Below are 25,203 nucleotides of genomic sequence, written 5' to 3' on the forward strand. Positions count from 1 at the left end.
GCCCTAGCCCTTCGCGGCGTTGCCGAGCACCTTGGACGGGGTGATGCGCACGACCACGCGCACCGCCCCGTCGGCGGCGTCCCCGTACTCCTTGCCGGCGCCCGGCCCGAGGTACTCCTCGGCGATGCGGACGGCGACGGCCCGGCCGGTGTCCTCGGTGAGGGTGGCCGTACCGCGGATCTCCGCGTAGACGTAGGGGTTGGCGAGGTCGAAGACGGTGAGGCCGACCCGCTCGTCGCGGGCGATGTTCCGCTCCTTGCGGCGGCCGCGCTCGGTGGACACGAGCAGCTCGTCGCCGTCCCGGGACACCCAGACCACGGAACTCTGCGGGCTGCCGTCGGGGTTGAGGGTGGAGAGCACCGCGGGGTGGGGGGAGTCGAGCAGCCGGCGTACGGCGTCGTTCAGCGCGATAGTCATACGGGCGACGGTAGTTGGCGCGGGCGCGCTCTCCCGGGGATTTTCCGGGGCCGGGCCGGACTACCCGAAGTCGTCGCCCGCCGTCACTCCCAGGGGATGTTCCGGTACGGGCTGGCCGGATCGGTGGTGAGGGTCAGGTGGGTGGCCAGCGAGGAGCCGTACCAGCGCCCGAACTCCTCCTCGTCGAAGTGCAGGCAGCGCCCCAGCGAGTACCCGGCGGAGAACTCCTCCCACGACCGGTACGCCCCCCGGGCCGCCGCACCCGCGCGGAGCACGGCCCGCTCGGCGTCCTCCACCGTCCCGTAGCGGGCGGCGACCCCCCAGCGGGCCATCTGGGAGCCCCGGCCGAGGTCCCAGCCGTGCACCGAGCGCACCCAGCCGTCCTCGGGGAGCAGCCCGTCGGCGCGGAACCGCTGCTCGTAGCGGGCTATCCGGCCGATCAGCCGCCGCACCCCGGCGATCTCCCCCTCGACCTCCGCGACGGGGCGCGGCGCGGCGACGGTCACCCCGTCGGGGGTGAGCTGGGGCTCGGCGGCCTTCAGGGCGCCGTGGCGCAGGCTGGCCTCGGCGGCGTCGCGCCAGTGCTCGACGTCGACGGGCCCGGCGAAGTCGGAGGCCAGCAGCCGGCGCACGCGCAGCGCGTACTCCCAGACGGGGCTGACGATCTCGGCGTCCAGCATCCGCTGGAGCACGTCGAACCAGCCGGCGGGGTCCGTGACGCCCCAGGACTTGCGCAGCCGGTCGCGTTCGTGGGTGTAGCCGTTGCCGTGGTGGGCGAGGGCGTTCCAGAACTCCCCGTTGGAGACGGCGAGGTGCGCCCCGACGGCCAGCCCGTGCGCGACGGGCCCGTGCAGCGGACCGCCGGTGTGCAGGGCGTGCAGCGCGCCGGGGGTCGGGCCCCAGGAGGGCGCGGCGTCCCAGTGCGCGCGCCAGCGGGCGCGGTCGGCGGGGGTGGTGGTCAGGTACGCCTCGGCGGGCGTTCCGGGGTTCACGGCGAGGTGCGCGGGGTCCCGGTGGTCCCAGGCGTTCGCGAACCAGGCGAGGCTCTGGCGCAGGAACACGGTGTCCGGGTCGGGGGCCGGGAGCATGCCCCGGGTGTAGACGGCGAGGCCGGCGGGGCCGGGGTGGAAGCGGGCCGCGCGGGGGTCGGCGTCGACGTCGGCGCGGGCCTGGGGCAGGAACAGCTCGGCGCGCGCCAGGGCGTCGAGGTAGCCCGGCCAGTCGCCGCGCCGCTTGGCCTCGTACAACTCCCTCTCGATCGCACTCGGCGCCGTCCAGCCATCCATACGGGGGACCTTATACGGGCCCCGGGAGCGCGCACTCGGCCCACACGGTCTTCCCGACCACGCGCTGTGACGCCCCCCACCGCTGGGCGACGGCCTCCACGATCGCGAGGCCCCGCCCGTACTGCTCCTCGTCGGACACCACCGCTCGCGGCTCGGGCCACCGCTCGCCCTTCGGATCGGTGACCGCGATGCGGAGCACTGCTCCGTCGAGCTGCACCTCGACCCGGATGTACCGGTCCCGGACCGCCCCGTGCAGCAGCGCGTTCGTGACGAGCTCGCTGGTCAGCAGCGCCACGTCCGAAGCCACCCGGGGCTCCCCCCACGCCACGGCCAGCCACGCGGCCCATCGCCTGGCGGCGGGTACGGAGTCCTGGCGGGGCGGGTAGTTGCGCACGCCGTAGCGGGTGGGGGTGTGGGTGTGCTCGGTGTTCATGGCACCTCCTGTGCGGGCGGTGGCTTGTCGGGGCCCGTGGGCAGCCCGGTGCACTTCCGCCGACTCATGTCGCTGCGTAAGCGGCTGTGGACATACCGTAGCGAGAGATTTTCTCGGCCAGCAATCGAACGGGCCAGAAATTTCTACCGAGTTGAGTTGGTGGCCGGTCGTACGGGCGAGCAGACTGTGCGCAGTAGGGAGGGAGAACGGGATGCCGAGCAGGGACCCGGACCGTGGAACCTCGGTTTCCACAGTCCTCGCAAGGCGGTTGGGAGGCGAGCTGCTCCGTCTGCGCGAGGGCCTGGGGCTTCGCCAGTCGCATGCTGCCGAAGCGCTCACCGCTTCGGTCGCCAAGGTGGCGAAGATGGAGCGAGGGCTCGTTCCGGTGCGCGATCCGGACATCCGCGCTCTGTGCCACCTCTACGGCGTGGACGACGAAGACGTCATCGGAGGGCTGATCCGGCTGGCACGGTTGGATCGCGAGCGGCGCAAGGCCAGAGGGTGGTGGCGCCACGATCCCGAGGTTGGCAGCCTCGCCGAGTACATCGCCATGGAGGACGCGGCCACGCACATTCGCACGTGGCAGACGGCGCTCATTCCCGGCTTGCTCCAGACCGCCGACTACGTACGGTCGATGTGTGTGGTCTCCGAGACGTGGCGCGAGCCGGACGAGATCGAGCCGATCGTCACAGTGCGGATCAAGCGGCAGGCCAGACTCCGGGGAGAAACGCCCCTGCGCTTCCATGCGGTGATTTCGGAGGCCGCCCTGCGGCAGGAGATCGGTGGGCCGGCGGTAATGCGCGGACAGCTCGACCATCTGATCGAGTCGGCTGAACTCTCCAACGTCCACATCCAGGTGCTGCCCTTCCGGACCGGTGCGCATCCAGGACTCTCGGGTGCGTTCAGTGTTATCTCGTTCGCCGAACCCGGGGCAGTCGACGTCGGCTACAACGAAAGCATCTCGTCTACCGTGTGGGTGGAGAGCAAGAGCGGGAGCGAGGTCTACACCCGCACCTTCGACCGGCTTGCGCGCCTGAGTCTCGCGCCGCGTGACTCCGTGAACTTGATCGCCAGCATCAGCAAGGGGTGGTAGACATGCCCGAGTTCGACTTCGTGAAGTCCACATACAGCGGCCAGGACATGAACGAGTGCGTCGAGGTGGCCATGAACGTGCCCGGGATGGTCGCGGTCCGGGACAGCAAGCGGGCGGGCGGCCCCGTCATCGAGGTCGCCCCCACCGCCTGGGCGGCCTTCGCGGGGTCGCGTTGAGCTCCGGGATAACCGTCTACTGGCGGCCCGGCTGCGTCTTCTGCATCAAGCTCTGGACCCAGCTCCGGCTGACCGGCACCCCGTACCGGCCCGTGAACATCTGGCGGGACGCCGACGCGGCGGCGTTCGTCCGCAGCGTGAACGACGGCAACGAGACCGTCCCGACGGTCCGCGTCGTCTCCGCCTCGGGGGAGGAGTCGGTCATGACGAACCCCTCGCTCGCCCAGGTCAAGCAGGCCCTCACCGCCTGACGGCACTCACTTCGCCGCCCCAGAAGGTGAGGGCCTTCCTCAGGATCTGCTCGGCCTCCTCGCCGTACGCCGCCGCACCGCTCAGTACGGCGAAGGCCTTGCGGTGCAGTTCGACCTCGGCCGGCTCCTCAATGTCCAGGGAGGAGGAGACGAGCTCGATGTGGACCCGGTCTCCCCGGCCCTGGATGTGGAAGCCGTGGACGGGAAACAGGTCCATCCGTGCCGTGGCCGGGAGGATCCCGAGGGTGAGGGACGGCAGGGCGAAGTCCCGCAGGAGGCGCTCGATCTGCCCTCGCATGACGTCCGGGCCGCCGATGTTCGTGTAGAGGGCCTGCTCGCCGAGGACGACGGCGTAGTGATGCCGGCCGTCGTGCAGGACCTGCTGCCGCTGCATGCGCTTGGCGACGCCCGCCGGAACGTCGTTCGGTACCCCGAGGAAGTCCACGACCTGCGTGAGGATGACGGTGGCGTACGCCTCGGTCTGGAGCGTGCCCCAGATCATGCCGGGTACGTACGCCTGTCCCTCCGGCGTTTCCTGGTACCAGCGGATCACTTCGTCCTGCACCGCCTCTGTACCGGTCGAAAGCCGCTGCTGCCACGGGATCGCGCTGGACATCGAACCTCCTGGGATCTGCTGCCGGGTAGCGAGCATCCAAGCGGTGGCGACGCCGCCGGGCAAGGGGGCATGGCAGGCCTGGCCGGTGATCGTCTACCCGACAACGCGGATATTGGCGTTGCGGCATAGACGGAGTCTGAGTGACCGGCCTAGCGTCGTCCTGGCCGCGGGGATCAGCCCTGCGCAGGGAGGGACGTCATGGCGCGAGCCCATCTGACCCGACTCACCGGCAATGCCGGTGGGCCCAACTGCGACGACGACGATTGCCCGAACGTTTACCGGGACACGACGGATGGCGGCATCGTCGTCCAGGGCGACCTGTGCACGGCGTTCCGGCCTCCGGCCGGTGAGGGGCTGGTGAAGATCCCCGAGCAGGTGCTGAGGGAGGCTGTTCGTGCTCTTGGATGGTGATGGCTGGCGCGCGTTCTTCGACGCCTTCGAGCGTGAAGCATGGCGGTTCGAGGCGCAGCCCACGTACACGATGCCCAAGGAGCAGGAGAACGTTGCCAGGTTCCTGCGCGGTGAGGCCAAACCCGCCAACCACAATGCGAGCTGGCATGAACGAGTGAGGTCGTATGTCGATTCAGGCCGCAGCATCGCTCGTGTTCGCATTGTGCGGCAGCCACTCACCGACTACCAGTCGTACCAATTCGCATGGGGCATTCCCGGCAACATCAACGCCGGCGAGGACATTCGAGTACTGGATGTAACGCGCGACGATTATGGTTTGCCGCTCACCGGTCAGGACTGGTGGATGTTCGACGAGAACCGTATCGCTCATCTCAACTTCCGGGCGGACGGGACGCAGATCAACCGAGAAGTACACGAAGGGGACCCCGCACCTTATCGGGAATGGAAGCGGGTCGCCCTGGAGTACGCCGTGCCCTTCAAGGAGTACGTGAAGGGCCTTGACCTTTGACCCGGGACAGCTAGGCCAGTCCAAGGCTGACCTGGCCGAAGCTCTCCGTACACTGCGCAGGCGAGCCAATCGAACTCAAGTTTGGCTCGCTCTGCGTTGCAACATATCGCAGACCAAGCTCAGTAATATCGAGACCGGGCGGATCGCCCCGAGTGTTATCGACGTTGAACTCATTGTCAGAGCACTTGATGCTCCCCCAAGCCTCGTTGCAGAAGTGGTTGCCCTTGCCAGGCTTGCCCATACGGAGTGGCAGGGCAAACGGGCATTGTGGCGTAGGGGGCTGGACAAGCGGCAGGCCGAGCTGGCCGGCCTTGAAGCAGAGGCAAGGAAGCTTCGGTACTTTCTGCCCGCAATGATGACCGGCCTCCTGGCGACGCCCGAGTACATCAGAGCCAGCCTCGGCCATTCGCCAGGCGACATCTCCAAGACGGTGACGAAAAAGCTGGAGCGGCAGACGGTTCTCTACGACACCACCAAGCAGTTCACCTTCCTATTGACGGAGCAAGCCGTCAGGTGGGCCGTAGTTCCCGGAGCTGCGATGGCGGTACAAATCGACCGCCTTGTTTCGCTCTCTCACTTGCCGCACGTGCGTATCGGCGTGATCCCCTTGGGGGCGTCCGTAAGCCGTGGCCCCATGAACACCTTCACAATCTATGACCAGCGCCTTGCAACAGTCGAGACCTTCACAGGTCGCATAGTGTTCCAAGATGCCAGGGACATCGAGGAGCACCTCAAGGTGTTTGAGCTGTACGAACGGCATGCGCATTTTGGGCCGGAGGCGAGGGGCCTGCTTGGGGACTGGGCTGATCTCTTCCGTTCGTGATGAGGGCGCGTGCAGGGCGTGAAGCGATATAGGTGAGGGTGGGGGTGTGGGATTTTATGGCAGGAGCCAACATGAATCGTGAATGGCAAGACCACTTAACTTCTCGGCGAAGGGGGCTGGAGAAGAAGCAGAACGAGTTGGCGGGGCTTGAGGCCTCCTGCACGGAGTTCCGCTACTTCCTCCTTTCCATGGTGACGGGTCTGCTGGCCACCCCGGACTATGTCCGAGCGAGCATCGCCGATGTCCCCGGGGATCAGAGCAAGACCATCGCGAAGAAGCTCGAGCGGCAGAACGTCCTCTACGACTCGTCGAAGTCGTTCACGTTCGTCCTCACGGAACAGGCGGTCAGATGGCCTCTGCTTCCCCCTTTGGCGATGGCCATGCAGCTGGACCGACTGGCTTCCGTATCCCGGATCCCGAATGTGCGGCTGGGCGTCATTCCGCTGGCCGGCTGCATACCGGAAAGGCCGCTGAACACCTTCACCGTCTACGACGACCGCCTCGCCACGGTCGAGACGGGAACCGGGGTCATGATATTTCGTGACCACCGTGATGTCTCGGCCTACCGGAATGAGTTCGCGGCCTACGAGCGGTACGCACTGTTCGGGGAGAAGGCGCGGAAGCTATTGTCGGACTGGTCCTTGATCTTTACCCGGCAACGCTAATATCCCTCGGTTTTCGCGGCTCTCCGCTGGATGATTGCTCCCATGTCGAGGGCGACGGGTCTGCGTGCCGTGGCCACGCCGACGAATGCCCGGCGCTCCCGTCCCCTCAGTGATTCGCGACCGAGAGGAGCAGCACCATGACGTCGATGCTCGAAAGGCCCGTCGCCTTACGGCACGGAAGGGACCTCGTCAGTCCCGAGCTGTTCGAGAAGGTGTCCGAGTTCTGTGCCGAAGAGTATGGACACGAGCTGTCGACCGCTCGACGGATCGTGGACCAGGCCCTTGCCTTCCTCAAGGTCATGGGCGACGCCCGCGCGTTCGACATGACCCCCTCGACCACCGTCGATCCGGGCTGGCACTCGTTCGCCCTGCACACGACCGCGTACCGCACGTGGTGCCTGGAGCAGTTCGGGTACTTCGTGGACCACGAGCCCAAGGCCACCGTCCGTACCCGCCCCCTGATCGGCTCCGTCGTGGACCGGGTGAAGGAGGCCGGGTTCCACGTCGACGACCAGCTGTGGGGTGCCGCGAAGGACTGCAACCCGCCCGCCTGCTGCGGCGACGGCGACGGTTGCTGAATCACTGCGGACGCAAGCGGTCCGGACGTGGCCAAGCCGTCCGGGCCGCCACAGCCAGAGGTTCCGAGGATGAGAAGCAGTGACGAGGGCCTGGCCGGACGAGGCCGGGTCACCGTGTTCGCCATGTTCGGTACGGTCTTCGGCTACGCCACCCATCACCTTGACGAACGACGGATCGGGGAGGTCGCGGTGATCGGCCCCCTGACCCCTGGTGTCGAGTGGCCCAGGTTGTGGCAAATGGCCCGCACCTGCGGCAGGCCGGCCGCCAAGGACACCGAACTCGCCCAGTGGATCCTGATCCAGGCGACGCGTGCGTTCGTATGCGGCAGCGACCGCATCGTCCAGCTCGAAGACAAGGGCTGGAAGCTCGAACCAGGCGGCAAGCGTGTCGCCTTCGAGGCGACCTACGCCAACCGCGACCACCTCCTGACGGGGAACCTGACCGTGGAAGGTCTCACCCCCGGTCAGGTGGCCGAACGGGCCTCGATCTACACGGCGTAGTCATCGGCTAGCACTCGTAGCCGTGGGGGCTGCCCATGGCCGTGACGAAGAGCCACACCATCGCCGCCGAGCCAGCCAGGCCTGTCAGCAGGGCGGCGGGCACGTTGCGCGGGCCCACGTAGCCGAGCGCCGCGCCCCACCACGCCAGGGCGAGGAGGACGAGGAAGGCTCCGTAGAGCAGCAGCGCGAGGCCGTTCGCCGAGGCGTTGACGCCCGCGTCGCAGGCGCGCCAGGCGGCCGCCAGCAGTTTGATGCCGATCAGGCCCGTGGTCAGACCGGCCACGGGTATGAGTACGCAGCCGCCCCACTGTCCCCGCGTCATCGCGGTCCCCCCCGTTGTCAGTGGCCCCTGCTAGCTTGCCCGTTGGGAATAGAGGCCGGTCAGAGAACCCTAGAGGTCCGCGGTCAAGGGGGGTGGGCATACAAGTCCCCGGCAGCCGGCTCGGGACTCTGGAGGCGGTCCGTGAACCCACCCCCCTCCCCTCCCGGACGGGTCAGCCGTGTCTCGGAGGGGTCGGTTTGTGGCCCGGGTAGACATGGTCCGGGGTGACGATCTCCGTGATGGCCTCGCCGAAGAGGGTGCTGGGCTCCTGGCCGTCGTGCAGGGCGTCGGTGTTCAGGATGACCACCAGGGTCGCCTTCTCCTCCGGCAGGTACACGCCGAGGCTTTCGTAGCCCGGGAGGGAGCCGTTGTGGCCGATCCAGCCCTGGACGTCGAACAGGCCCAGGCCGTAGCCGGCGCCGGGGATGCCGACCGAGGTGGTCTTCAGGCGTTCCGCCTGCGTCGCGGGAGTCAGGAGGGTGCCCGTCGCCAGGGTCTTGGCCCAGCTGCGCAGGTCCTCCAGGTCCGAGATCATCGCGCCGGCCGCCCACGCCCACGAGGGGTTCCAGTCGGTGGCGTTCACGATGCCGCCGGACGCCGACTGGTCGGTGTAGCCCTGGGCGTGCGGGGAGGGGAAGGCCGCGTCGGTGGGGAAGAGGGTGTGGTGCAGCCCGGCCGGGTCGATGACCTGCTGCTTCAGGACCTGCTGGAGGGGCTGTCCGGTGACCTTCTCGATGACCAGGCCCAGCAGGATCAGGTTGGTGTTGGAGTACTCGAACTCGGCGTTCGGCTCGAAGTTCACCGGGTGCTTGAACGAGTAGGCGAGGAGCTGCTGCGGGGTGAAGGGCTTCGTACCGGTGGTGGTGAGGGCCTTGTTGAAGGCGTCGTCCTCGCTGTAGTTGAACAGGCCGCTGCGCATCCCGGCCAGTTCGCGCAGGGTGATGCGGTCGCCGTTCGGGACGCCGGAGACGTATTTCGCTATGGGGTCGTCCAGGCCCGCCTTGCCCTGGTCGACGAGCCGCAGCAGGGCGGTGACCGTGAAGGTCTTGGTCTGGCTGCCGATGCGGGTGTAGAAGTCCGTCCGCATCCGGGCACCGGTCTCCTTGTCGGCCACCCCGAACGTCTTCACGTAGCTGCCCTTGCCCGGCGCCCACAGCCCCACGATCACGCCCGGCACCTTCGCCTCGCGCAGGGTGTCCCGGACGGCCTTGTCGAGCTTCGCGGCGACGGCCGGGGTCAGCTCCGGGAAGTCCGCTGACGGAGACGGGGACGGTGACGGGCCGGGCGCCCCGTACGCGGGGCCGGCGGCGGCCGGCGCGAGGAGTGCTCCGGCGGCCGCCAGGGCCACGCAGGCCCGGCGCAGCCGGATACGGGCGGTCGGCGTCATGGCGCGGCCTCCTGCCGTCCAGGGAACCCGGGACCCCGAGGAACCTCAGCGTAGGCCCGGGGTCCCCGGCCCGCCCGGCGGGCCTCAGGGGCCGGCCGTGCGGGCGGCGTCGCGGAGCCTGCGCCAGGTGCGGCCGACGGGGGTCAGGCCACCGGGCCGGGCGGCGGCGTCCCAGGTCCGGGCCGTCTCCGCGAGCGGCGGCGCGGGCTCGGCGGGCCGTCGCGCGCGGGCGGCGCGGGCGGCGAGCCGCAGGTCGTCCGGTCCGGCCGTGTCGAGCACCGTCCGGGCGCGCCCCAGCAGGGCGGCGCAGGCGTCGAGGATCGCGGACTCGCCCAGCGGGCGGGCCGGCAGGTCCAGGCCGTCGGTCAGCAGCTTCTCCAGAGCGGTCCGCAGGTCCTGGAGGCAGACGTCGCGGATGGTCAGCGACAGGTGCGCCGACAGCCCGGCGGCGCCCACCGCCCGGTGTGCGAAGCCGCGCGGGACGTAGAGCACGCCCCCGGGTTCGAGGACGGTGTGCAGCAGCCGCGGGGAGTGCTCGTCGTCCGGGAGCTCCCCCGGCTGCCAGTCCGCCACCGCCGGCGCGTCGTGGACGTACCAGGCCTTGCTGCCCGCGACCTGGAGGACGAAGACGTCGGCGTCGTCGCGGTGCACCGCGAGGCCCTGGCCGCCGACGGGCGTGACGAAGAAGAACGCCTCCACGCGCCGGTCGAGCTCCTCGGACAGCCGCGCCACCAGCTCGCCCGTCGGGCGGTGCCACTGGTCGACGCAGCGCAGCAGCAGCGTCGCCCCGGCGCGCAGCTGGGCGACGACCTTCTCGCGGTCGGCGAAGCCGCTGTGGGTGACGCCGTTGACGACGCGGGCGGTGGTGTAGGCGTCGGGCGGGACGACGACCTTGTTGGAGCGGACCATCTCCAGGTACGGGGTGCGCAGCAGGCCCGAGTCGAAGGCGGTGTCCAGTTCGTCGAGGTCGAACGGCGGGGCGGACGACGGCGGGGTGAAGACGGCAGGCTCGCGCTGCCACCGGCGCTCCGCGAAGCCCGTGACGTCGCCGACCCAGCGGGCCAGCGTGGGCGATTCCATGAGGTGTCCCCCGTCGGTGTCGGCGGTCATGCCCCGGTCTCCGCGTCGAAGCGGACGGAGAGCAGCGAGCGCAGCGGGACGTGGGTCTGTCCGCCCTCCGTGCGCAGGGTGATCCGGTTCTCGAAGGCGACCTCCAGCAGGCGTTCGGCCAGCGGCACGACCAGGTGCTTGGCCCAGCAGCGGGCGCCGTCGAAGCCGAACGGCATGAACGCGGGGGTCTTCTCCGGGTCCGCGACGCCCGCCCACCGCTCCGGCTGGAACTCCAGCGGGTCGGACCAGAAATCGGGGTGGCGGTGCATCAGCAGCGGGAACAGCGCGACGTCGTCCTCGGGCCGGATCTCCGGGTGCAGGGCGGTGTACGCGTCCCCGCCCTTGCGCCACAGCATCCAGGCGGGCGGGAGCAGCCGCAGCGTCTCCCACAGGAACGGCGCCAGGTCGGGGCGGGCCGCCCGCTGCTCCCGGGCCGGTCCCATGAGCCACAGGGCGTTGCCGGCCAGTGCGGCCACGCCGTCGCAGAGGGTGGCGCTCGCCCGCCGGTACAGGGCGACGGCCTGCTTCCGTTCGAGGGTGCCGGACGCGTCGCGGATCTGCCCGGCCAGCGCGCCGGCCGTGCCCTGCGGGTCGGCGCCCGGCCAGAGGGTGACGGCGCGGTCGACGAGCCGGGAGAGGGCGTCGGAGCCGGTGACGGCGCGCTTCGACAGCAGGGACACCGGCAGGGGGTCGGAGGCGAAGAGCCACCGGCGCAGGTAGGAGGTGGCCGCGTACGGCCAGGCGCCCGACAGTCCGCGCGCGGGCGGCGGCGGGGCCGCGATGGCGGCCGTGACGTCCTGGCCCAGGGCGCGGATCGTCCGCGTCGCGCTGTCGTGCGGGATGTCGGTGCCAGCGGCGGGCTTGTAGACGGAACGTTCCGCCGACAGGACGGGGCGGGCCGCGACGACCTCGGCCATCAGGGCGGGGTCCGAGACGCCGACTGTGGCCGCGTCGATCCGGAAGACCGTTTCCCTCCTGGCCAGCAGGTCCTGGATGCGCGGGGCGTAGACGACGCTGTGGCCGCCGGCCGCCTTAGGGGCCGTTTCTGGCATGGGCTCCTGCCTCCGGGGTGAAGGACGTGGGGCGCCGGAGCGCGGGACGCGACAGGGGGATGCCGCGTCCCGCGCCGACTGGGGTGGGTCAGATGACGTGCAGGACCCACGCGTGGTTGGCGAGCTCCTCGTCCTTCTTGAACTTCTTCACCAGCGCCTTGATCATCTTCAGCCGGTTGACCTGCGGCGACGGGATCCATGCTGGTCGGCGCCGCTGACGTTCGACTCACGCGTCGCTAACGCCCGCCTGCGGGCGGTCCGCCCAGTACGGTGGTCGTCCCAGGGCAACGCGGCTTCGGCAGGGGGCGGTTATGCGGGGCGGAACGGTAGCGGTGGTCGGCGGGAGCATCGCGGGGTGCGCGTTCGCCTCCGCCGCGGTACGGGCCGGGGCCGACGGTGTCGTCGTACTGGAGCGCACGCGCGGGCGGCTCGCGGACCGCGGGGTCGGGCTGTGCGTGCACGACGAGCGGGCCGCCGAACTGGCCGCCGCCGGGGCGCTGCCCGGCGGGATCCCCGCGCACCGGCTGCTGCGCCGGCGGTGGGTGGTGCGGGACGGCGGGGCCGGGCCGGGCGGGCGGATGATCTGGGAGCAGCCGTTCCCGTTCCACTCGTACCACTGGGGGCTGCTGTGGCGCGGGCTGCGCGAGGCCACGCCGGAGGAGGTCGTGTACCGGCAGGGCGTGGCCGTCGCCGGGGTCGCCGGGGACGGGGGCGCGGCCGAGGTGCGGCTCGGGGACGGCTCCGTCGAGCGGTACGACCTGGCGGTCGGCGCGGACGGGTACCGGTCGGTGGTGCGGGAGGCGGTGGCGCCGGGGGCGCGGCCGCACTACGCCGGGTACGTGTGCTGGCGGGGGAACTTCGACGCGGGGCGGCTGGAGGAGTCGGCGGAGGCGGGGGCGGAGTCCTTCCCGGAGGCGGTGACCACCGTGTGCTTCCCCGGCGGGAGCTGCGTGATCTACCGGATCCCCGGGCCGGACGGGCCGCGCGTCAACTGGGTGCTGTACGCGCCGCCCCCGCCGGACGGGCGGCTGCGCTTCGACGACCCCACCAGCTTCCCGCCGGGCGCGCTGACCCCCGAACTGCTGGACCACCTGCGGGCGTTGCTGGAGCGGGAGTTCCCGCCCCACTGGGGCCGGGCGCTGGGTCTCACCGACCCGGCGGACACCTTCGTACAGCCCATCTACGACCTGGAGACCGCGAGCACGACCGCCGGCCGGCTCCTCCTCGCCGGGGACGCCGCCACGGTGGTCCGGCCGCACAACACCAGCGGCGCCGCGAAGGCGCTCCAGGACGCCACCGCGTTCGGGGCCGCGTGGGCCGGGGCGGGCACGTGGGAGGAACTGCTGCGGGACTACCAGGCGGCCAGGGGCGCGGCCGGGCGGGAACTGGTCGCGCTGGCGCGGCGGCTGGGGCGGGCGCAGGTGGAACGGACCCCGGAGTGGGGGCGGATGAGCGGGGCCGAGGCCGAGGCGTGGTGGCAGGCGCAGCTGGGTGGCGCCGCCGGTATCGGGGGGCGGGCCATGACCCCGTAGGGACCGTTGCCCTGGCCGGGCGGGGGTGAGGTGCCGCTGCGCGGGCTGCTCCCCGCCCCGCCCTTTCTCCGTTTCCCGGGGCTGTGCCCCGGACCCCCTTCTGGGGGCTCCGCCCCCGGGCCCCCGCGCCTCAAGCGCCGGCGGGGCTGGATTTGGCCGGGCTGGTCGTACGCCTGCGGACCGTAGCCCCGTGGCTCCGCCCCCGGACCCCCGCGCCTCAAACGCCGGCGGGGCCGAACTCGGCTGAGGCCGTACGACCCCCCGTGCCACCGAGCGACCGCGCGGCGCCCCTTGACGGGGGCGGGTGGTGGGGAGACGCTCCCCGGGCTCACGACCGAGGGTTGCAGCTGGGGGGCCGGGGATGCCGGAGGAGTCTGTCCAGACGGTGGGGGAGCTGCGGGCGCAGCTCGTGGAGTGCGGGGCGCGCTGGACCGTCAGCGAGCACCTGGCGGACGGGGAGCCGGTGCCGAGGCCCGCCCTGGGGCTGGAGCCGGGGGTGAACCTGACGCCCGCCGCGGAGGCGGGCTCCGTGGACCTGCGGGCGCTCGTGGGGCGGGCGAGCGGCAACCCGCACCTGACCCGGCGGCGCGCCGCCAACGGGCTGTTGGCGGACACCGGCGCGCCGCCCGGGCGGCCCGCCGCCGTCGACTGGCGCAGCCGCTGGGGCTGGCCCTGGCTGACGAAGGTCAAGGACCAGAACCCCTGCGGCTCCTGCTGGGCCTTCGGCGCGGCCGGGCTCGTCGAGTCGATGGCCCGGATCGAGCACGACGTGTGGGCGAAGCGCTCCGAGGGCGACGTCCACGACGGGCTGAAGTTCACCTGCGGGCAGGGCAGCAACCCGGAGACCGCCCTCGACTGGATCAAGGACAACGGCGGCCTCGCCGACCCCGGCTGCTGGCCGTACAGCACCCCGCCCCCGGGCCTGCCGGCCGAGCGGCGCGACGCCTGGCGCGCCGAGTACACGCCCAGCTGGGACCGCTCGGGCCGGACCGTCCGCATCACCGACTACGTGCGCCTCGGCGACGTCGAGCAGCAGAAGGTGTGGCTGGACACGGTCGGGCCGCTGACCGCCTGCTTCGACGTCTACGACGACTTCTTCGGGCTGGGGTCGGGGGTGTACCACCGCACCAGCGACCGGCTGGCCGGCGGGCACTGCGTGCTGGTCGTCGGCTACGACGACGCGGCCGGCTGCTGGCTGTTCAAGAACTCCTGGGGGACCGGCTACCACGTCGGCGGCTACGGCCGGATCGCGTACGGCGAGGTCAACATCGACTACTGGGCCAAGTGCGGCCTGCGCGGCACCAACATCGACCCCTGGAGCAAGCGCCGGCTGCACGCGGGCAGCACCTACGAGAGCGGCAACGGCCGCGCCCACCGCAACTTCGAGATGGCGGCGACCGCCGGCGGCGGCCGGCTGCAGCACTGGTGGCGCGAGGGCGACGCCCCCTTCGCCTGGGCCCGGGGCCTGACCTACGCCTCCGACGCCTCGGGCCAGCCCGCGTTCACCGGCACCACCTACAACCGGAACATGGAGTCCCTGCACGTCACCACCGGCGGCCGGCTGCGGCACTGGTACTACGAGCAGGCCGTCGGCGTGTGGCGCGACGGCGGCGCCTTCGGCCCGGGCGACGCGGCCGTCGGTTCGACCCCGGCCTTCATCCAGAGCGACTACGGCAAGCCCGGCAACTTCGAGGTGGTCGTCCGCACCGCCGACGGCCGCCTGGGCCACTGGTGGCGGATCAACGGCGCCCCCTGGACCTGGAACGACGGCGGCCGCTTCGCCTCCGGCATCGCCCACTACGGCCCCGCCCTAGTCCAGACCCGGTCCCGCACCCTGGACCTGGTCGCCGCCCGCACCGACGGCCGGATGCAGCTGTGGTGGCGCGACGACCCCAATGGCTTCGTCTGGCGGGCCGGAGAGGTCTTCGGCAGCCGGATCAGCTCCGCGCCCTGCCTGATCGAGGGCCAGTACGGGGCCGCCGACGAGGACACCGCCGGGAACTACGAGCTGTGCGTGGCGGTCGCCGACGGCCGGATCGAGCACTGGTGGCGGGGGAACGCGGCCGGCGCGCCCTGGGCCCGCAGCGCGGTCTTCGGGCACGACGCGGTCGCCGTCACCGGGATGCTCCAGGGCAGCTTCGGGTTCAACCTGGAAGTCCTCGTCCTGCGCACCGACCGGCTGCTCCAGCACTACTGGCGCGACGGCGCGGGCTGGCACGAGGGGGCGGTGATCGGCCCGGCGTGAACCACGAGGAGGCGCTGGTGGAGGTACGCGGGATCGCGCTGCGCGCCGGGGAGTCGTACGAGCTGCGGCTCACCGGGCGCGGGGCGCGCGGGTACGTGTGGACCTGGCAGGTCAGCGGGGACGCCGACGCCGTCTCCGTGGCGGAGACGGCGGCGGCGGCGCCGGGCTCCGCTCCCCCGTCGGCGGAGCCCGGCGCCCCGCTGGCCCGGACGTACGTGGTGCGGGGCCGCCGCCCCGGCGGGCGGGCCCGGATCCGCTTCGCGCAGGTCCGGCCGCCCTACCCGCAGGAGGCCCCGTACGACGAGTTCGTGCTGGACGTGGAGGTCACCGGCGGGGCCTGAGCGCCCAGTGCTGGACGGCCTCCAGCGGGCCCCGGCCGAAGTACCGCAGCCACAGCCGGGACCCGGCGACCAGGACCAGGCTCACCGCCGCCCACAGGCCCATCACCCACCACGGCCCGCTCCCCTCGAACCGGGCGGCCAGCCCGAGCCCGAAGCCGTAGCAGAGCAGGACGCACAGCAGGTTCTGGCCGACGTAGCAGGACAGGGCGGTGCGCCCGACGGAGCCGAGCGCCGCCGCGCCGGGGACGGCGAACCGGTCGAGGGCCCACCCGATGAGGCCGATGTAGCCGACGGCGACGAGCGGGGCGATGCCGTAGCGGCCCAGGACGAACCAGTCGGGGCCGGCCAGCTCGGCGGCGATGCCCAGGGGCAGCCCGAGGCCGAGTCCCCAGGCGGCCATCCGGCCGCGGATGCGGCGCCCGGCGGCGGTCGGGCCGAAGGCGCCGGCCCGGTGGAGGCGGACGCCGAGGAGGAAGAGGAACACCAGCAGCCCGAAGGTGAAGACGGGTTCGATGCGCAGGGCGAGGGCGTTGTCGAGCCGGAAGCCGATCTGCTCGGCCCAGCTGCCGTGCGCGTAGAGCCGTACGGCCTCCGGGTCCACGGCCTTGGGGGAGTCGGGGGTGACGGCGTCGCCGAGGGTCACCAGGGAGACCAGGGTCAGGTGGACGCCGGCCGCGACCCACATGGCGATCCGCCGCACCTTTTCCGAGCGGGCCAGCAGCCAGGCCACCAGCAGCGCGGTGACGGCGTACCCCATGAGCACGTCCCAGGCGAAGACCAGGACGAAGTGGACGGTGCCCTCCAGGAAGAGGAACGCGGCCCGCCGCGGGTAGCGCCCGGGCCACGGCTCGCCCCGGCGGGCGGCGGAGTCGTACTGGATGGCCAGGCCCACGCCGAACAGGATCGTCAGCAGCGAGAGGAACTTGCCGTCGGCCAGGAACCGGAAGGCGGTCTCGGCGATGGTGGCGGCGGACGGGTCGGCGACCGGGTCCGGCAGGCTCAGGCCGCCCTGCAGGACGCTCCACTCGGAGCCGGGCGAGGCGAAGATCCAGACGTTGGTCATGAGCGTGCCGAGGATCGCGGCGCCGCGCAGGACGTCGAGCAGGGGCAGCCGGGCCGCGGTCGTGTCCGCCCGGGCTGTGAGGAGGGTGTCGGCCATGACTCCAGAGTCCCGGCGGGGACGGCCCGCCTCTTCCTGCCGGTGGAGGAACGCGGGCTACATCCTTCGATGCAGTCGCGGGCGCCCGGCGTCCACATCGCGGACGGGCCGATCAATGCATCCCTCATGTATCTATCCTGTGCGCATGCCGCCAGCCACCCGTGCCACCACCGCCGCCGAACGCGTCTACCACCACGTCAAGCAGGGCGTACTGGACCGCCGCTACGAGGGCGGGACCCTGCTCACCGAAGGGGAGCTCGCCGGGGCCGTCGGGGTCTCCCGCACCCCGGTCCGCGAGGCACTGCTGCGGCTGGAGACCGAGGGCCTGCTGCGGCTCTACCCGAAGAAGGGCGCGCTGGTGCTGCCGGTCTCCGCGCAGGAGATCGCCGACGTGGTCGAGACCCGGCTGCTGGTCGAGGAGTTCACCGTGCGCAGGGCCGTGCCGGCCCCGCCCGCGCTGCTGGAGCGGCTCACGGAACTGCTGGCGGAGCTGCGGCTGCACGCGGACCGGGGCGACCTCGCCGCGATGACCACCGCCGACCGGTGCTTCCACGCCGAGATCGTCCGCCACGCCGGGAACGAGATCCTCAGCCGGCTCTACGACCAGCTCCGCGACCGGCAGCTGCGGATGGGCGCGGCCCTGCTGCACGCCCATCCCGAGCGGGTGGAGCGCACCCTCGACGAGCACGCCGAGATCCTGGACGCCCTGCGCGCCGGGGACGCGGAGGCGGCCGCCGCGGCCGTACGCGGCCACGTGGGCCGGGTCGGCGCGCTGGTGCTGGGCGGCGGCGGTGCCGGATCCCGCGACGGCCGCGACGCCCACGGCGCCCGCGGCGCCCGCGACGGCGGTGGGGCCCGATGAACGCCGAGCCGCCCGGCGGGCGGGGGGCCGTCGCCGTCTGGTGCATCGGCGTCGCCGTCTACTTCGTCGCCGTCATCTTCCGCACCAGCCTGGGCGTCGCCGGCCTGGAGGCGGCGGACCGCTTCCACGTCAACGCCTCCGCCCTGTCCGCCTTCTCCCTCCTCCAGCTGCTGGTCTACGCCGGCATGCAGGTCCCCGTCGGCCTGATGGTCGACCGGCTCGGCACCAAGAAGGTGCTCACGCTGGGCGCCGTCCTCTTCACCGCCGGGCAGGTCGGCTTCGCCCTCGCCCCCTCGTACGGCATGGCACTGGCCGCCCGGGCCCTGCTGGGCTGCGGCGACGCGATGACCTTCATATCCGTGCTCCGGCTCGGCACCCGCTGGTTCCCCGCCCGGCGCGGGCCGCTGATGGCGCAGCTGGCCGGGCTCGTGGGGATGGCGGGCAACCTGGTCTCCACCCTGGTGCTGGCGCCCGTGCTGCACGGCCTCGGCTGGGTGCCGGCCTTCGCGGGCAGCGCGGTCGCGGGGCTCGTCGTCCTCGTCCCGCTCGTGCTGTTCCTGCGCGACCACCCCGAGGGGCACGAGCCGGCGCCCGTGGCGCGGGGCGCGGGGGGCTTCGTACGCCGTCAGATCCGGGACTCCTGGCGCGAGCCCGGCACCCGGCTCGGCCTGTGGGTGCACTTCACCACCCAGTTCCCCGCGATGGTCTTCCTGCTGCTGTGGGGGATGCCGTTCCTGGTCGAGGCGCAGGGGCTGCCGCGGACCACCGCGGGCGGGCTGCTCACCCTGGTGGTCGCCGCGAACATGGGCTTCGGCCTGGTCTACGGGCAGCTCATCGGCCGCCGCCCGGGCGCCCGGCTCCCGCTCGCGCTGGGCACGGTCGGCGTCACCGCGCTGCTGTGGGCCTCCGTCCTCGTGTACCCCGGCGACCGGGCCCCGATGTGGCTGCTGGTCACGCTGTGCGTGGTGCTCGGCACCTGCGGGCCCGCCTCGATGATCGGTTTCGACTTCGCCCGGCCCGCGAACCCGGCCGAACGGCAGGGCACCGCGTCCGGCATCACCAACATGGGCGGCTTCCTCGCCTCCATGACCACCCTGCTGGCGGTCGGCGTCCTGCTCGACGCCACCGGGGACGACTACCGGATCGCCTTCTCGTCGGTGTTCGCGGTGGAGCTGCTGGGCCTGACCCAGGTCCTGCGGCTGGCGCCCCGCACCCTGGCCCGCGAACGCGAGGCGCTCCCCGTCACCGCGGCGGCCGGGGGGAGCCCCCGGAAGGCCGCGCGCCCCGCGCCCCGCTGATCCCGCGCGCCGGGTCCTGCCGCGCCGACCCCTTCCGCGCGGCCTCCTGCCGGTACTCGGTGGGGCTCACCCCGTACGCGTCGCGGAACGCCCGGCTGAACACCGACGGGTTGGTGAACCCCCACCGCCCCGCCACCTCGTGCACCGGCCGGCCGAGGAGCACCGGGTCGGCCAGTTCGGTCCGGCACCGCTCCAGCCGGCGCCGGCGGATCCGCGCCGCCGGACTCTCGCCCCGCCCGCGGAAGAGGAGCTGGAGCCGGCGCAGCGAGATCCCGTGCCGGGCGGCCACGGCGGCCGGGGTCAGCCCGGGGTCGCCGAGGTTGTGGTCGACGAACGCGTCGATCCGGGCCAGCAGTGCCGTCTCCCGGGCCTCGGCGGTCAGCGCCCCCTCGGCGCCGAGCCGCGCCGCCAGGCAGCTGCCCACCAGGTCGAGGGCGACCGCCCCGAGCCCCTCCAGCTCCGTCGGCCCGCAGTCCGGGGCGTGCGCGGTCAGCGAGCGCAGGTACTGGGCCAGGATCGCCCCCATGCCGTACCCGCCGGGGACGCGCTGCGCGAGCAGCCGCTCCACCCGGGCCCCGCGCAGCGGCATCGCGGCCTTCGGGAAGGACAGGGTCACCGCCCGGATCAGGCCGTCGGCGCCGGGCAGGGCGTCCGACCACATGGGCCGCGAGGTGTCCCAGAGCACCATGTCGCCACTGAACATGCCGCTGTCGGAGCGGTTCTGGGCCAGCGACATCGAGCCGTGGGTGACCAGCCCCAGCTGGTACTGCTCGGGATCGCTGCGCCGGACGTGCGCGGCCGTGCGCGAGGAGTGCAGCGCCGAGAACTCGAACGTCGACACCTGGACGCCGCCGAGGTCCAGCACCCCGGCCTCCGCCCAGAAGCTGCCCGGGCTCTCACTGCGGATCGCCGTCGTCACCAGCTGGCTGGAGACGAGGTCGGCGAACCAATCCATCCGCTCGGCCGCCGGCACGGCGGCGGCCGACAATCTGGACCACACGTTCGGAACTCCCCTCGGACACCGCGCGTTCGCGCCGTGAAGAGGGGACGCCCGGGCAGGAGCGCCGGTTCTACGGGGTCACGGCGAACGCGCCGAGGATGGCGGCGGCCAGCTCGGTGTCGCCCTCCACCCCGACCCGGTCGGCGACCGTGCGCGGCCGGACCCGGCCCGCGGCGAGCCGTACGTACGTCTCCCAGTCCATGGCCAGCGACACGTCCGGGCCCAGCGAGGGCGTCTTGTCGAGGGTGGCCCGGCCCGCCGCGTCCACGCGTACCGTGCGCAGGAACTCCACCGGCCCGTGCACGTCGATGACGACGGCCGTGTTCGGCGGGGCGCCCGCGCCCTTCGCGACCGCCTTCGGCAGTCCGGCGAGGAGGATGTCCCGCGCCACGAACGCGCCCGGCGAGTCCCAGTTCCCCGGGACGCCGAGCGCCGCCCGCAGGTCCTGCTCGTGGATCCAGGTGTCGAAGGCGCGCAGCCGCAGCGCGAACTCCAGGGTGATCTGGTTGCCCTGCGGTCCGCGCACCATCGTGGTGGCCGGATCCCGCTTCTCGTTGCGCAGCTGGCGCTGCCTGCGGATGACCGTGTACTCCAGCTCCGAGGTCATCTCCGGGGCGGTGTGGTGGCGGCGGACGTCAACCGGCACCTCCATGTAGCGGGTGAACTCGTCCACCACGTGCCGCAGGTCGCGCGGGAGGGTGTGGATCGGCCGCGGGTCGCCGAGCTGTTCCAGCTCAAGGCCGATGAGGTGGGAGACGATGTCGCGCACCGACCACCCGGGGCAGGGGGTCGGCAGGTTCCACTGGCCCTCCGGGAGGGGGAGGACCAGCTCGGTTATCGCCTCGATGGAGTGGGTCCACGCGTCGGCATAGGGCTCAAGGCTGGGATGGACGGTCAACGGGACCCCTCGCTGGCTGTTCAGTGGCGCGTTGTGGACTATTCCCAAAACTACGCTGCCGGTGAGCACCCCGACAGCGCTTTCGTGTGACGATCGTAGGCCTTGAGTTGACCGGCTGACATGCCAGGACGGTGGTAGCGTGCGCGCCTCTCTGATCCAAATCGCGGTGAACGACGGGGAGTCGGTGGCTTCCCGGCGGCAGCGGGCCGCCGAACTCGTCAGGGAGCAGAACGGCTCCGATCTGGTCGTGCTGCCCGAACTGTGGACGGTGGGCGCCTTCGCCTACGAGCAGTTCGAGACGGAGGCCGAACCGCTGGACGGCCCGACCTTCGAGGTCATGTCCAAGGCGGCCTCCGACGCCGGGGTCTGGCTGCACGCGGGCTCGGTCGTGGAGCGCGCCGGCGACGGCTCGCTCTACAACACGGCCCTCGTGCTCTCCCCGTCCGGGGAGCTCGCCGCGACCTACCGCAAGATCCACCGCTTCGGCTTCGACCAGGGCGAGGCGGTGCTGATGTCCGCCGGCGACTCCCTGACCACGGTGGTCCTGCCGGAGCAGACCCTCGGCCTCGCCACCTGCTACGACCTGCGCTTCCCCGAGCTGTTCCGCGGGCTCGTCGACGCCGGCGCCACCACGATGGTCGTCTCCGCGGGCTGGCCGGCCCGGCGGCGCGAGCACTGGACGCTGCTGAACCGGGCGCGGGCGGTGGAGGACCAGTCGTACGTACTGGCCTGCGCGACGGCCGGTACGCACGCGGGCGTCGAACAGGCCGGGCACAGCCTGGTGGTGGACCCGTGGGGCGAGGTCCTCGCGGAGGCGGGCCCGGGCGAGGCCGTCCTGACGGTGGACCTGGACCCGGCGAAGGTCGCCGACACCCGCGAACAGTTCCCGGCCCTCAAGGACCGCACCCTGGGCCGCCCGTAGCCGTCCGGGGGCTCCGTCCTCACCCGCCGGAGCCCCCGTCCTCCCCGTCCTCCCGCTCCTTTTCGGCCATTCTGATCACGCAGACGGCGAGCGCCACCAGCAGCGCCGCGTCCGCGTCCTCCCGGACCACGTCGACGGCGTACGTCTCGCGGATCCGGTACCACTGCCGGGAGACGAGCGCGAGCAGCTCGCCCTCGTACTCGACCTTGAACTCGCGGTCCAGGATCCGCCCGCTGACGTCGAGTTCCGTGCCCTCCGCCATGGTCACGCGGAAGTGGTTGCGCAGCAGCGAGAGCCGCTTGCGCCGGACCACCGCGAGCCGGACCCCGTCCCGCTCCAGGGTCATCGCGTCCCGCAGGGTGAAGAGCTTCTCCCGCAGCGTCAGCAGCACCCGCCCCTCGGGATCCTCCAGTTCCAGGGTGTCGCGGAAGCGGAGCGCCTTCCCGTCGACGAGGAAGGCGTGCCGGCCGTCCTCGTCCTCGATCCAGTAGTCGTCCCCGATGGCCAGCAGTTTGTCCCGAACGAGGTATTTCATGCGCTGATCGTTGCCCGGGATAGCTTGGCCCCATGCCCACGAAGCCCCGCACCCGCCTGCTCTACGTGACCGACCTCGCCTACCCGGCGCGCGGCCGCCGGTACTGCGACGAGGACATATTCCTCACGGCCCGCCTGCGCGAGCACTTCAACCTGGCCCTGTGCCATCCGCTGGACGCGCGGGCCCTCATGCCCGGCTTCGACGCCGTCGTCGTCCGCAACAGCGGCCCGGTCCTCGGCTACCAGGAGGCCTACGAGGAGTTCCGCGCGGCCGCCCTCGCCGCCGGGACCCCCGTCTACAACCCGCTCACCGGCCGCGCCGACATGGCCGGCAAGCAGTACCTCCTCGACCTCGCGGCCGCCGGGTACCCGGTGATCCCGACCGTGGACGACCCGGCCGACCTGCACCTGCTGCCGGCCGCCGGCACGTACGCGGTCAAGCCCAAGCAGGGCGCCGACTCCATCGGCCTCACCTTCACCGCCACCCCGTCCGGCCCGGCGGGGGAGATCCTGATCCAGCCGCGGATCGACTTCGCGTACGAGGTGTCCTTCTACTTCGTCGACGACGCCTTCCAGTACGCCCTCCACGCCCCGGACCCGGCCCGCCGCTGGGAGCTCACCCCGTACGAGCCGACCGCCGGGGACCTGGCCTTCGCCCGCCGCTTCGTCGACTGGAACACCCTCGACCACGGCATCCAGCGCGTGGACGCCTGCCGCGCCCCGTCGGGGGAGCTCCTGCTGGTCGAACTGGAGGACCTCAACCCGTACCTCTCCCTGGACCTCCTGCCGGACCGCACCCGGGACGCCTTCGTGGACGCCCTGGTCCGCTCCCTGCGGGCGTTCACCGCCGGGGTCTGAGTCCACGGGCGTGTGATCCGGTTTTCACGACCGGATGGCAAGCTTGAAGGATGAACGATGCTGCCCCGGCGCCCACCCCCGCGCCCGAGCCCCGCCGCCGTGCCCGTGTCCGTGCCCCCGAGCTGATCGGCAAGGGGGGCTGGCTGAACACCGGTGGTAAGGAACTCACCCTCGCTGATCTGCGAGGACGTGTAGTGATCTTGGACTTCTGGACGTTCTGCTGCATCAACTGCCTGCACGTCCTCGACGAGCTGCGGGAGCTGGAGGAGAAGCACCGGGACACCGTGGTGATCATCGGCGTGCACTCGCCGAAGTTCGTCCACGAGGCCGAGCACGCCGCCGTCGTCGACGCCGTCGAGCGGTACGAGGTGCACCACCCCGTGCTCGACGACCCCGAGCTCGCGACGTGGAAGCAGTACGCCGTGCGGGCCTGGCCCACGCTCGTGGTGATCGACCCCGAGGGGTACGTCGTCGCGCAGCACGCCGGCGAGGGGCACGCGCACGCCATCGCGCGGCTCGTCGAGGAGCTGGAGGCCGAGCACGAGGCCAAGGGGACCCTGCGGCGCGGGGACGGGCCCTACGTGGCGCCCGAGCCCGTCGCGACCGACCTGCGCTTCCCCGGGAAGGCGCTCGTGCTGCCCTCCGGGAACCTGCTGGTGAGCGATTCCACCCGGCACCAGCTGGTGGAGCTGGAGGCCGACGGGGAAACCGTCGTACGGCGGATCGGCAGCGGGGAGCGCGGCTTCGGGCCGGACGCCTTCAGCGAGCCGCAGGGGCTGGCGCTGCTGCCCGACGGGCGGGTCGTGGTCGCCGACACCGTCAACCACGCGCTGCGGGTCCTCGACCCGGAGACGGGCGCCGTCGAGACCGTCGCCGGGACCGGGCGGCAGTGGTGGCAGGGGTCCCCGACCTCCGGGCCGGCGCTGGAGGTGGACCTGTCCTCGCCGTGGGACGTCGCCTGGTGGCAGGGCCGGGTGTGGATCGCCATGGCCGGCGTGCACCAGCTGTGGGCCTGGGACCCGGAGTCGGGGACCGTCGGCGTCGCCGCCGGCACGACCAACGAGGGGCTCGTCGACGGGCCCGCCGCCGAGGCCTGGTTCGCCCAGCCGTCCGGGCTCGCCGCCGCCGGGGACCGGCTGTGGATCGCCGACTCCGAGACCAGCGCCCTGCGGTGGGTGGAGTCCGGCGAGGACGGCTGCGTGGTCCGCTCCGCCGTCGGCACCGGGCTGTTCGACTTCGGCCACCGGGACGGCGACGCCGCCCAGGCGCTGCTGCAGCACCCGCTCGGGGTGACCGCGCTGCCCGACGGCTCGGTCGCGGTCTGCGACACGTACAACCACGCCCTGCGCCGCTACGACCCGGCCACCGGCCAGGTCTCCACCCTCGCCACCGACCTGCGCGAGCCCAGCGCCGCCGTGCTGGCCGGCGAGGACATCGTGGTGGTGGAGTCCGCCCGGCACCGGCTGACCCGGCTGCGGCTCCCGGAGGAGGCCGTACGCGTGGACGCGGTCGCCCACCGCACCCAGCGGGCGGCCACCGAGGTGGCCCCCGGCACGCTCCGCCTGGACGTGGTCTTCCAGGCCCCGGCCGGCCAGAAGCTGGACACCCGCTACGGGCCGTCCACCCGGCTGCTGGTCTCCTCGACCCCGCCGGAGCTGCTGGCGGAGGGCGAGGGGGCCGGCTCGGACCTGTTCCGGGACCTGGTGCTGAACCCGGCCGTCACCGAAGGGGTGCTGCACGTCTCGGCGATGGCCGCGTCCTGCGACGACGACCCCGCCAACGAGTACCCGGCCTGCCACGTCCACCAGCAGGACTGGGGCGTCCCGGTCGTCGTCACGGCCGCCGGCGCCGCACGCCTGCCGCTGGTGCTGGCGGGCATGGACGCCTGACGGGCGGCCGTCGCGGGTGTTCCCGGAGGGCTGGGC

29 protein-coding genes are annotated in these 25,203 nt (G+C 72.3%); 17 read left to right on the top strand and 12 right to left on the bottom strand.

Annotation, left to right across the window (positions count from 1 at the left end; translation table 11 throughout):
- Positions 1 to 3 precede the first annotated feature (3 nt).
- From ACQKM2_RS30580 to ACQKM2_RS30590, 3 genes are all read right to left on the bottom strand, one after another.
- On the bottom strand, positions 4 to 417 hold the full coding sequence (locus tag ACQKM2_RS30580; protein ID WP_427715367.1) for a PPOX class F420-dependent oxidoreductase: 414 nt from the start codon (positions 415 to 417) through the stop codon (positions 4 to 6).
- 83 nt (positions 418 to 500) lie between these two features.
- On the bottom strand, positions 501 to 1,703 hold the full coding sequence (locus ACQKM2_RS30585; RefSeq protein ID WP_427715369.1) for a DUF1266 domain-containing protein: 1,203 nt from the start codon (positions 1,701 to 1,703) through the stop codon (positions 501 to 503).
- Positions 1,704 to 1,713: 10 nt separating this feature from the next.
- Positions 1,714 to 2,136 (bottom strand): ATP-binding protein, encoded by a 423-nt coding sequence (locus tag ACQKM2_RS30590; protein WP_427715372.1) that lies wholly within the window; start codon positions 2,134 to 2,136, stop codon positions 1,714 to 1,716.
- A gap of 211 nt (positions 2,137 to 2,347) precedes the next feature.
- Between ACQKM2_RS30590 and ACQKM2_RS30595 the strand changes: the two genes are divergently transcribed.
- The 3 genes from ACQKM2_RS30595 to ACQKM2_RS30605 are packed head-to-tail and all read left to right on the top strand — an operon-like array spanning position 2,348 to position 3,656.
- On the top strand, positions 2,348 to 3,229 hold the full coding sequence (locus ACQKM2_RS30595) for a DUF5753 domain-containing protein (protein ID WP_427715374.1): 882 nt from the start codon (positions 2,348 to 2,350) through the stop codon (positions 3,227 to 3,229).
- 2 nt (positions 3,230 to 3,231) lie between these two features.
- Complete coding sequence (locus tag ACQKM2_RS30600) at positions 3,232 to 3,405, top strand: DUF397 domain-containing protein (RefSeq protein WP_427715376.1); 174 nt, start codon at positions 3,232 to 3,234, stop codon at positions 3,403 to 3,405.
- Entirely contained in the window at positions 3,402 to 3,656 is a 255-nt protein-coding gene (locus tag ACQKM2_RS30605) for a mycoredoxin (protein ID WP_427715378.1), read from the top strand. The genes ACQKM2_RS30600 and ACQKM2_RS30605 overlap by 4 nt, the downstream gene beginning before the upstream one ends.
- On the opposite strand, the gene ACQKM2_RS30610 is transcribed toward ACQKM2_RS30605, so the two are convergent.
- Positions 3,646 to 4,272 carry a DUF5753 domain-containing protein gene (locus ACQKM2_RS30610; RefSeq protein ID WP_427715379.1) on the bottom strand — a complete coding sequence of 209 codons (627 nt, stop codon included), beginning with the start codon at positions 4,270 to 4,272 and terminating at the stop codon, positions 3,646 to 3,648. The genes ACQKM2_RS30605 and ACQKM2_RS30610 overlap by 11 nt on opposite strands.
- A 198-nt stretch (positions 4,273 to 4,470) precedes the next feature.
- Here ACQKM2_RS30610 and ACQKM2_RS30615 point away from each other — a divergent pair, with 198 nt between their 5' ends.
- From ACQKM2_RS30615 to ACQKM2_RS30640, 6 genes are all read left to right on the top strand, one after another.
- The gene (locus ACQKM2_RS30615; RefSeq protein ID WP_427715382.1) at positions 4,471 to 4,683 is read left to right on the top strand and encodes a hypothetical protein; all 213 of its coding nucleotides are present in this window, start codon (positions 4,471 to 4,473) and stop codon (positions 4,681 to 4,683) included.
- The gene (locus tag ACQKM2_RS30620; protein WP_427715384.1) at positions 4,667 to 5,191 is read left to right on the top strand and encodes a DUF6879 family protein; all 525 of its coding nucleotides are present in this window, start codon (positions 4,667 to 4,669) and stop codon (positions 5,189 to 5,191) included. The genes ACQKM2_RS30615 and ACQKM2_RS30620 overlap by 17 nt, the downstream gene beginning before the upstream one ends.
- Complete coding sequence (locus tag ACQKM2_RS30625; RefSeq protein ID WP_427715385.1) at positions 5,181 to 6,014, top strand: helix-turn-helix domain-containing protein; 834 nt, start codon at positions 5,181 to 5,183, stop codon at positions 6,012 to 6,014. The genes ACQKM2_RS30620 and ACQKM2_RS30625 overlap by 11 nt, the downstream gene beginning before the upstream one ends.
- A 56-nt stretch (positions 6,015 to 6,070) precedes the next feature.
- Positions 6,071 to 6,679 carry a DUF5753 domain-containing protein gene (locus ACQKM2_RS30630; RefSeq protein WP_427715387.1) on the top strand — a complete coding sequence of 203 codons (609 nt, stop codon included), beginning with the start codon at positions 6,071 to 6,073 and terminating at the stop codon, positions 6,677 to 6,679.
- A 137-nt stretch (positions 6,680 to 6,816) separates the two neighbouring features.
- Entirely contained in the window at positions 6,817 to 7,257 is a 441-nt protein-coding gene (locus tag ACQKM2_RS30635; RefSeq protein ID WP_427715388.1) for a hypothetical protein, read from the top strand.
- Positions 7,258 to 7,326: 69 nt separating this feature from the next.
- Entirely contained in the window at positions 7,327 to 7,758 is a 432-nt protein-coding gene (locus tag ACQKM2_RS30640; RefSeq protein ID WP_427715390.1) for a hypothetical protein, read from the top strand.
- 7 nt (positions 7,759 to 7,765) lie between these two features.
- Here ACQKM2_RS30640 and ACQKM2_RS30645 read toward each other — a convergent pair whose 3' ends face one another.
- The 4 genes from ACQKM2_RS30645 to ACQKM2_RS30660 form a co-directional block, all read right to left on the bottom strand.
- A complete protein-coding gene (locus ACQKM2_RS30645) occupies positions 7,766 to 8,080 on the bottom strand; it encodes a hypothetical protein (protein ID WP_427715392.1) in 315 nt (104 codons plus the stop codon).
- A 172-nt stretch (positions 8,081 to 8,252) separates the two neighbouring features.
- Complete coding sequence (locus ACQKM2_RS30650; RefSeq protein ID WP_427715394.1) at positions 8,253 to 9,467, bottom strand: serine hydrolase domain-containing protein; 1,215 nt, start codon at positions 9,465 to 9,467, stop codon at positions 8,253 to 8,255.
- 84 nt (positions 9,468 to 9,551) lie between these two features.
- Entirely contained in the window at positions 9,552 to 10,577 is a 1,026-nt protein-coding gene (locus tag ACQKM2_RS30655; protein WP_427715395.1) for a JmjC domain-containing protein, read from the bottom strand.
- Positions 10,574 to 11,629, bottom strand: coding sequence for a cytochrome P450 (locus ACQKM2_RS30660; protein ID WP_427715396.1), 1,056 nt, complete (start codon positions 11,627 to 11,629; stop codon positions 10,574 to 10,576). Before ACQKM2_RS30660 ends, ACQKM2_RS30655 begins: the two co-directional genes overlap by 4 nt.
- 311 nt (positions 11,630 to 11,940) lie before the next feature.
- On the opposite strand from ACQKM2_RS30660, the gene ACQKM2_RS30665 reads away from it, so the two are divergent.
- The 3 genes from ACQKM2_RS30665 (at position 11,941) to ACQKM2_RS30675 (ending at position 15,747) form a co-directional block, all read left to right on the top strand.
- A complete protein-coding gene (locus ACQKM2_RS30665; protein WP_427715398.1) occupies positions 11,941 to 13,161 on the top strand; it encodes an FAD-dependent monooxygenase in 1,221 nt (406 codons plus the stop codon).
- Between the two features lie 361 nt (positions 13,162 to 13,522).
- Positions 13,523 to 15,406, top strand: a complete 1,884-nt coding sequence (locus ACQKM2_RS30670; protein WP_427715401.1) for a C1 family peptidase — start codon at positions 13,523 to 13,525, stop codon at positions 15,404 to 15,406.
- The gene (locus ACQKM2_RS30675) at positions 15,403 to 15,747 is read left to right on the top strand and encodes a protease inhibitor I42 family protein (protein WP_427715402.1); all 345 of its coding nucleotides are present in this window, start codon (positions 15,403 to 15,405) and stop codon (positions 15,745 to 15,747) included. The genes ACQKM2_RS30670 and ACQKM2_RS30675 overlap by 4 nt, the downstream gene beginning before the upstream one ends.
- On the opposite strand, the gene ACQKM2_RS30680 is transcribed toward ACQKM2_RS30675, so the two are convergent.
- Positions 15,731 to 16,906 (bottom strand): DUF418 domain-containing protein, encoded by a 1,176-nt coding sequence (locus ACQKM2_RS30680; RefSeq protein WP_427715403.1) that lies wholly within the window; start codon positions 16,904 to 16,906, stop codon positions 15,731 to 15,733. The genes ACQKM2_RS30675 and ACQKM2_RS30680 overlap by 17 nt on opposite strands.
- A 145-nt stretch (positions 16,907 to 17,051) precedes the next feature.
- Here ACQKM2_RS30680 and ACQKM2_RS30685 point away from each other — a divergent pair, with 145 nt between their 5' ends.
- On the top strand, positions 17,052 to 17,768 hold the full coding sequence (locus tag ACQKM2_RS30685; RefSeq protein ID WP_427715404.1) for a GntR family transcriptional regulator: 717 nt from the start codon (positions 17,052 to 17,054) through the stop codon (positions 17,766 to 17,768).
- On the top strand, positions 17,765 to 19,066 hold the full coding sequence (locus ACQKM2_RS30690; protein ID WP_427715406.1) for an MFS transporter: 1,302 nt from the start codon (positions 17,765 to 17,767) through the stop codon (positions 19,064 to 19,066). The genes ACQKM2_RS30685 and ACQKM2_RS30690 overlap by 4 nt, the downstream gene beginning before the upstream one ends.
- Here the strand turns inward: ACQKM2_RS30690 and ACQKM2_RS30695 are convergent.
- Positions 19,011 to 20,066 (bottom strand): helix-turn-helix domain-containing protein, encoded by a 1,056-nt coding sequence (locus ACQKM2_RS30695; RefSeq protein ID WP_427715408.1) that lies wholly within the window; start codon positions 20,064 to 20,066, stop codon positions 19,011 to 19,013. The two genes, ACQKM2_RS30690 and ACQKM2_RS30695, sit on opposite strands and share 56 nt — an antisense overlap.
- A 70-nt stretch (positions 20,067 to 20,136) precedes the next feature.
- Positions 20,137 to 20,964 carry a maleylpyruvate isomerase family mycothiol-dependent enzyme gene (locus ACQKM2_RS30700; RefSeq protein WP_427715410.1) on the bottom strand — a complete coding sequence of 276 codons (828 nt, stop codon included), beginning with the start codon at positions 20,962 to 20,964 and terminating at the stop codon, positions 20,137 to 20,139.
- A gap of 139 nt (positions 20,965 to 21,103) precedes the next feature.
- Here ACQKM2_RS30700 and ACQKM2_RS30705 point away from each other — a divergent pair, with 139 nt between their 5' ends.
- The gene (locus tag ACQKM2_RS30705; RefSeq protein ID WP_427715413.1) at positions 21,104 to 21,886 is read left to right on the top strand and encodes a carbon-nitrogen family hydrolase; all 783 of its coding nucleotides are present in this window, start codon (positions 21,104 to 21,106) and stop codon (positions 21,884 to 21,886) included.
- Between the two features lie 19 nt (positions 21,887 to 21,905).
- Here ACQKM2_RS30705 and ACQKM2_RS30710 read toward each other — a convergent pair whose 3' ends face one another.
- Positions 21,906 to 22,421, bottom strand: coding sequence for an LURP-one-related/scramblase family protein (locus ACQKM2_RS30710; protein ID WP_427715415.1), 516 nt, complete (start codon positions 22,419 to 22,421; stop codon positions 21,906 to 21,908).
- A gap of 32 nt (positions 22,422 to 22,453) precedes the next feature.
- Between ACQKM2_RS30710 and ACQKM2_RS30715 the strand changes: the two genes are divergently transcribed.
- Together ACQKM2_RS30715 and ACQKM2_RS30720 are read left to right on the top strand one after the other, a co-directional pair.
- Positions 22,454 to 23,278, top strand: a complete 825-nt coding sequence (locus ACQKM2_RS30715) for a hypothetical protein (protein ID WP_427715417.1) — start codon at positions 22,454 to 22,456, stop codon at positions 23,276 to 23,278.
- A gap of 50 nt (positions 23,279 to 23,328) precedes the next feature.
- Positions 23,329 to 25,167, top strand: a complete 1,839-nt coding sequence (locus tag ACQKM2_RS30720; protein ID WP_427715419.1) for an NHL domain-containing thioredoxin family protein — start codon at positions 23,329 to 23,331, stop codon at positions 25,165 to 25,167.
- Positions 25,168 to 25,203 lie beyond the last annotated feature (36 nt).

It is taken from the genome of Streptomyces sp. NPDC004126 (genome assembly GCF_050275515.1).
Taxonomy (GTDB): Bacteria; Actinomycetota; Actinomycetes; order Streptomycetales; family Streptomycetaceae; genus Streptomyces.

What these genes read in the sequence shown, in the direction of transcription:
- ACQKM2_RS30580 (WP_427715367.1), bottom strand. Translation starts at nt 417, where the DNA reads ATGACTATCGCGCTGAACGACGCCGTACGCCGGCTGCTCGACTCCCCC.
- ACQKM2_RS30585 (WP_427715369.1), bottom strand. Translation starts at nt 1,703, where the DNA reads ATGGATGGCTGGACGGCGCCGAGTGCGATCGAGAGGGAGTTGTACGAG.
- ACQKM2_RS30590 (WP_427715372.1), bottom strand. Translation starts at nt 2,136, where the DNA reads ATGAACACCGAGCACACCCACACCCCCACCCGCTACGGCGTGCGCAAC.
- ACQKM2_RS30595 (WP_427715374.1), top strand. Translation starts at nt 2,348, where the DNA reads ATGCCGAGCAGGGACCCGGACCGTGGAACCTCGGTTTCCACAGTCCTC.
- ACQKM2_RS30600 (WP_427715376.1), top strand. Translation starts at nt 3,232, where the DNA reads ATGCCCGAGTTCGACTTCGTGAAGTCCACATACAGCGGCCAGGACATG.
- ACQKM2_RS30610 (WP_427715379.1), bottom strand. Translation starts at nt 4,272, where the DNA reads ATGTCCAGCGCGATCCCGTGGCAGCAGCGGCTTTCGACCGGTACAGAG.
- ACQKM2_RS30615 (WP_427715382.1), top strand. Translation starts at nt 4,471, where the DNA reads ATGGCGCGAGCCCATCTGACCCGACTCACCGGCAATGCCGGTGGGCCC.
- ACQKM2_RS30630 (WP_427715387.1), top strand. Translation starts at nt 6,071, where the DNA reads ATGGCAGGAGCCAACATGAATCGTGAATGGCAAGACCACTTAACTTCT.
- ACQKM2_RS30635 (WP_427715388.1), top strand. Translation starts at nt 6,817, where the DNA reads ATGACGTCGATGCTCGAAAGGCCCGTCGCCTTACGGCACGGAAGGGAC.
- ACQKM2_RS30640 (WP_427715390.1), top strand. Translation starts at nt 7,327, where the DNA reads ATGAGAAGCAGTGACGAGGGCCTGGCCGGACGAGGCCGGGTCACCGTG.
- ACQKM2_RS30645 (WP_427715392.1), bottom strand. Translation starts at nt 8,080, where the DNA reads ATGACGCGGGGACAGTGGGGCGGCTGCGTACTCATACCCGTGGCCGGT.
- ACQKM2_RS30650 (WP_427715394.1), bottom strand. Translation starts at nt 9,467, where the DNA reads ATGACGCCGACCGCCCGTATCCGGCTGCGCCGGGCCTGCGTGGCCCTG.
- ACQKM2_RS30655 (WP_427715395.1), bottom strand. Translation starts at nt 10,577, where the DNA reads ATGACCGCCGACACCGACGGGGGACACCTCATGGAATCGCCCACGCTG.
- ACQKM2_RS30660 (WP_427715396.1), bottom strand. Translation starts at nt 11,629, where the DNA reads ATGCCAGAAACGGCCCCTAAGGCGGCCGGCGGCCACAGCGTCGTCTAC.
- ACQKM2_RS30665 (WP_427715398.1), top strand. Translation starts at nt 11,941, where the DNA reads ATGCGGGGCGGAACGGTAGCGGTGGTCGGCGGGAGCATCGCGGGGTGC.
- ACQKM2_RS30670 (WP_427715401.1), top strand. Translation starts at nt 13,523, where the DNA reads ATGCCGGAGGAGTCTGTCCAGACGGTGGGGGAGCTGCGGGCGCAGCTC.
- ACQKM2_RS30680 (WP_427715403.1), bottom strand. Translation starts at nt 16,906, where the DNA reads ATGGCCGACACCCTCCTCACAGCCCGGGCGGACACGACCGCGGCCCGG.
- ACQKM2_RS30685 (WP_427715404.1), top strand. Translation starts at nt 17,052, where the DNA reads ATGCCGCCAGCCACCCGTGCCACCACCGCCGCCGAACGCGTCTACCAC.
- ACQKM2_RS30690 (WP_427715406.1), top strand. Translation starts at nt 17,765, where the DNA reads ATGAACGCCGAGCCGCCCGGCGGGCGGGGGGCCGTCGCCGTCTGGTGC.
- ACQKM2_RS30710 (WP_427715415.1), bottom strand. Translation starts at nt 22,421, where the DNA reads ATGAAATACCTCGTTCGGGACAAACTGCTGGCCATCGGGGACGACTAC.
- ACQKM2_RS30715 (WP_427715417.1), top strand. Translation starts at nt 22,454, where the DNA reads ATGCCCACGAAGCCCCGCACCCGCCTGCTCTACGTGACCGACCTCGCC.
- ACQKM2_RS30720 (WP_427715419.1), top strand. Translation starts at nt 23,329, where the DNA reads ATGAACGATGCTGCCCCGGCGCCCACCCCCGCGCCCGAGCCCCGCCGC.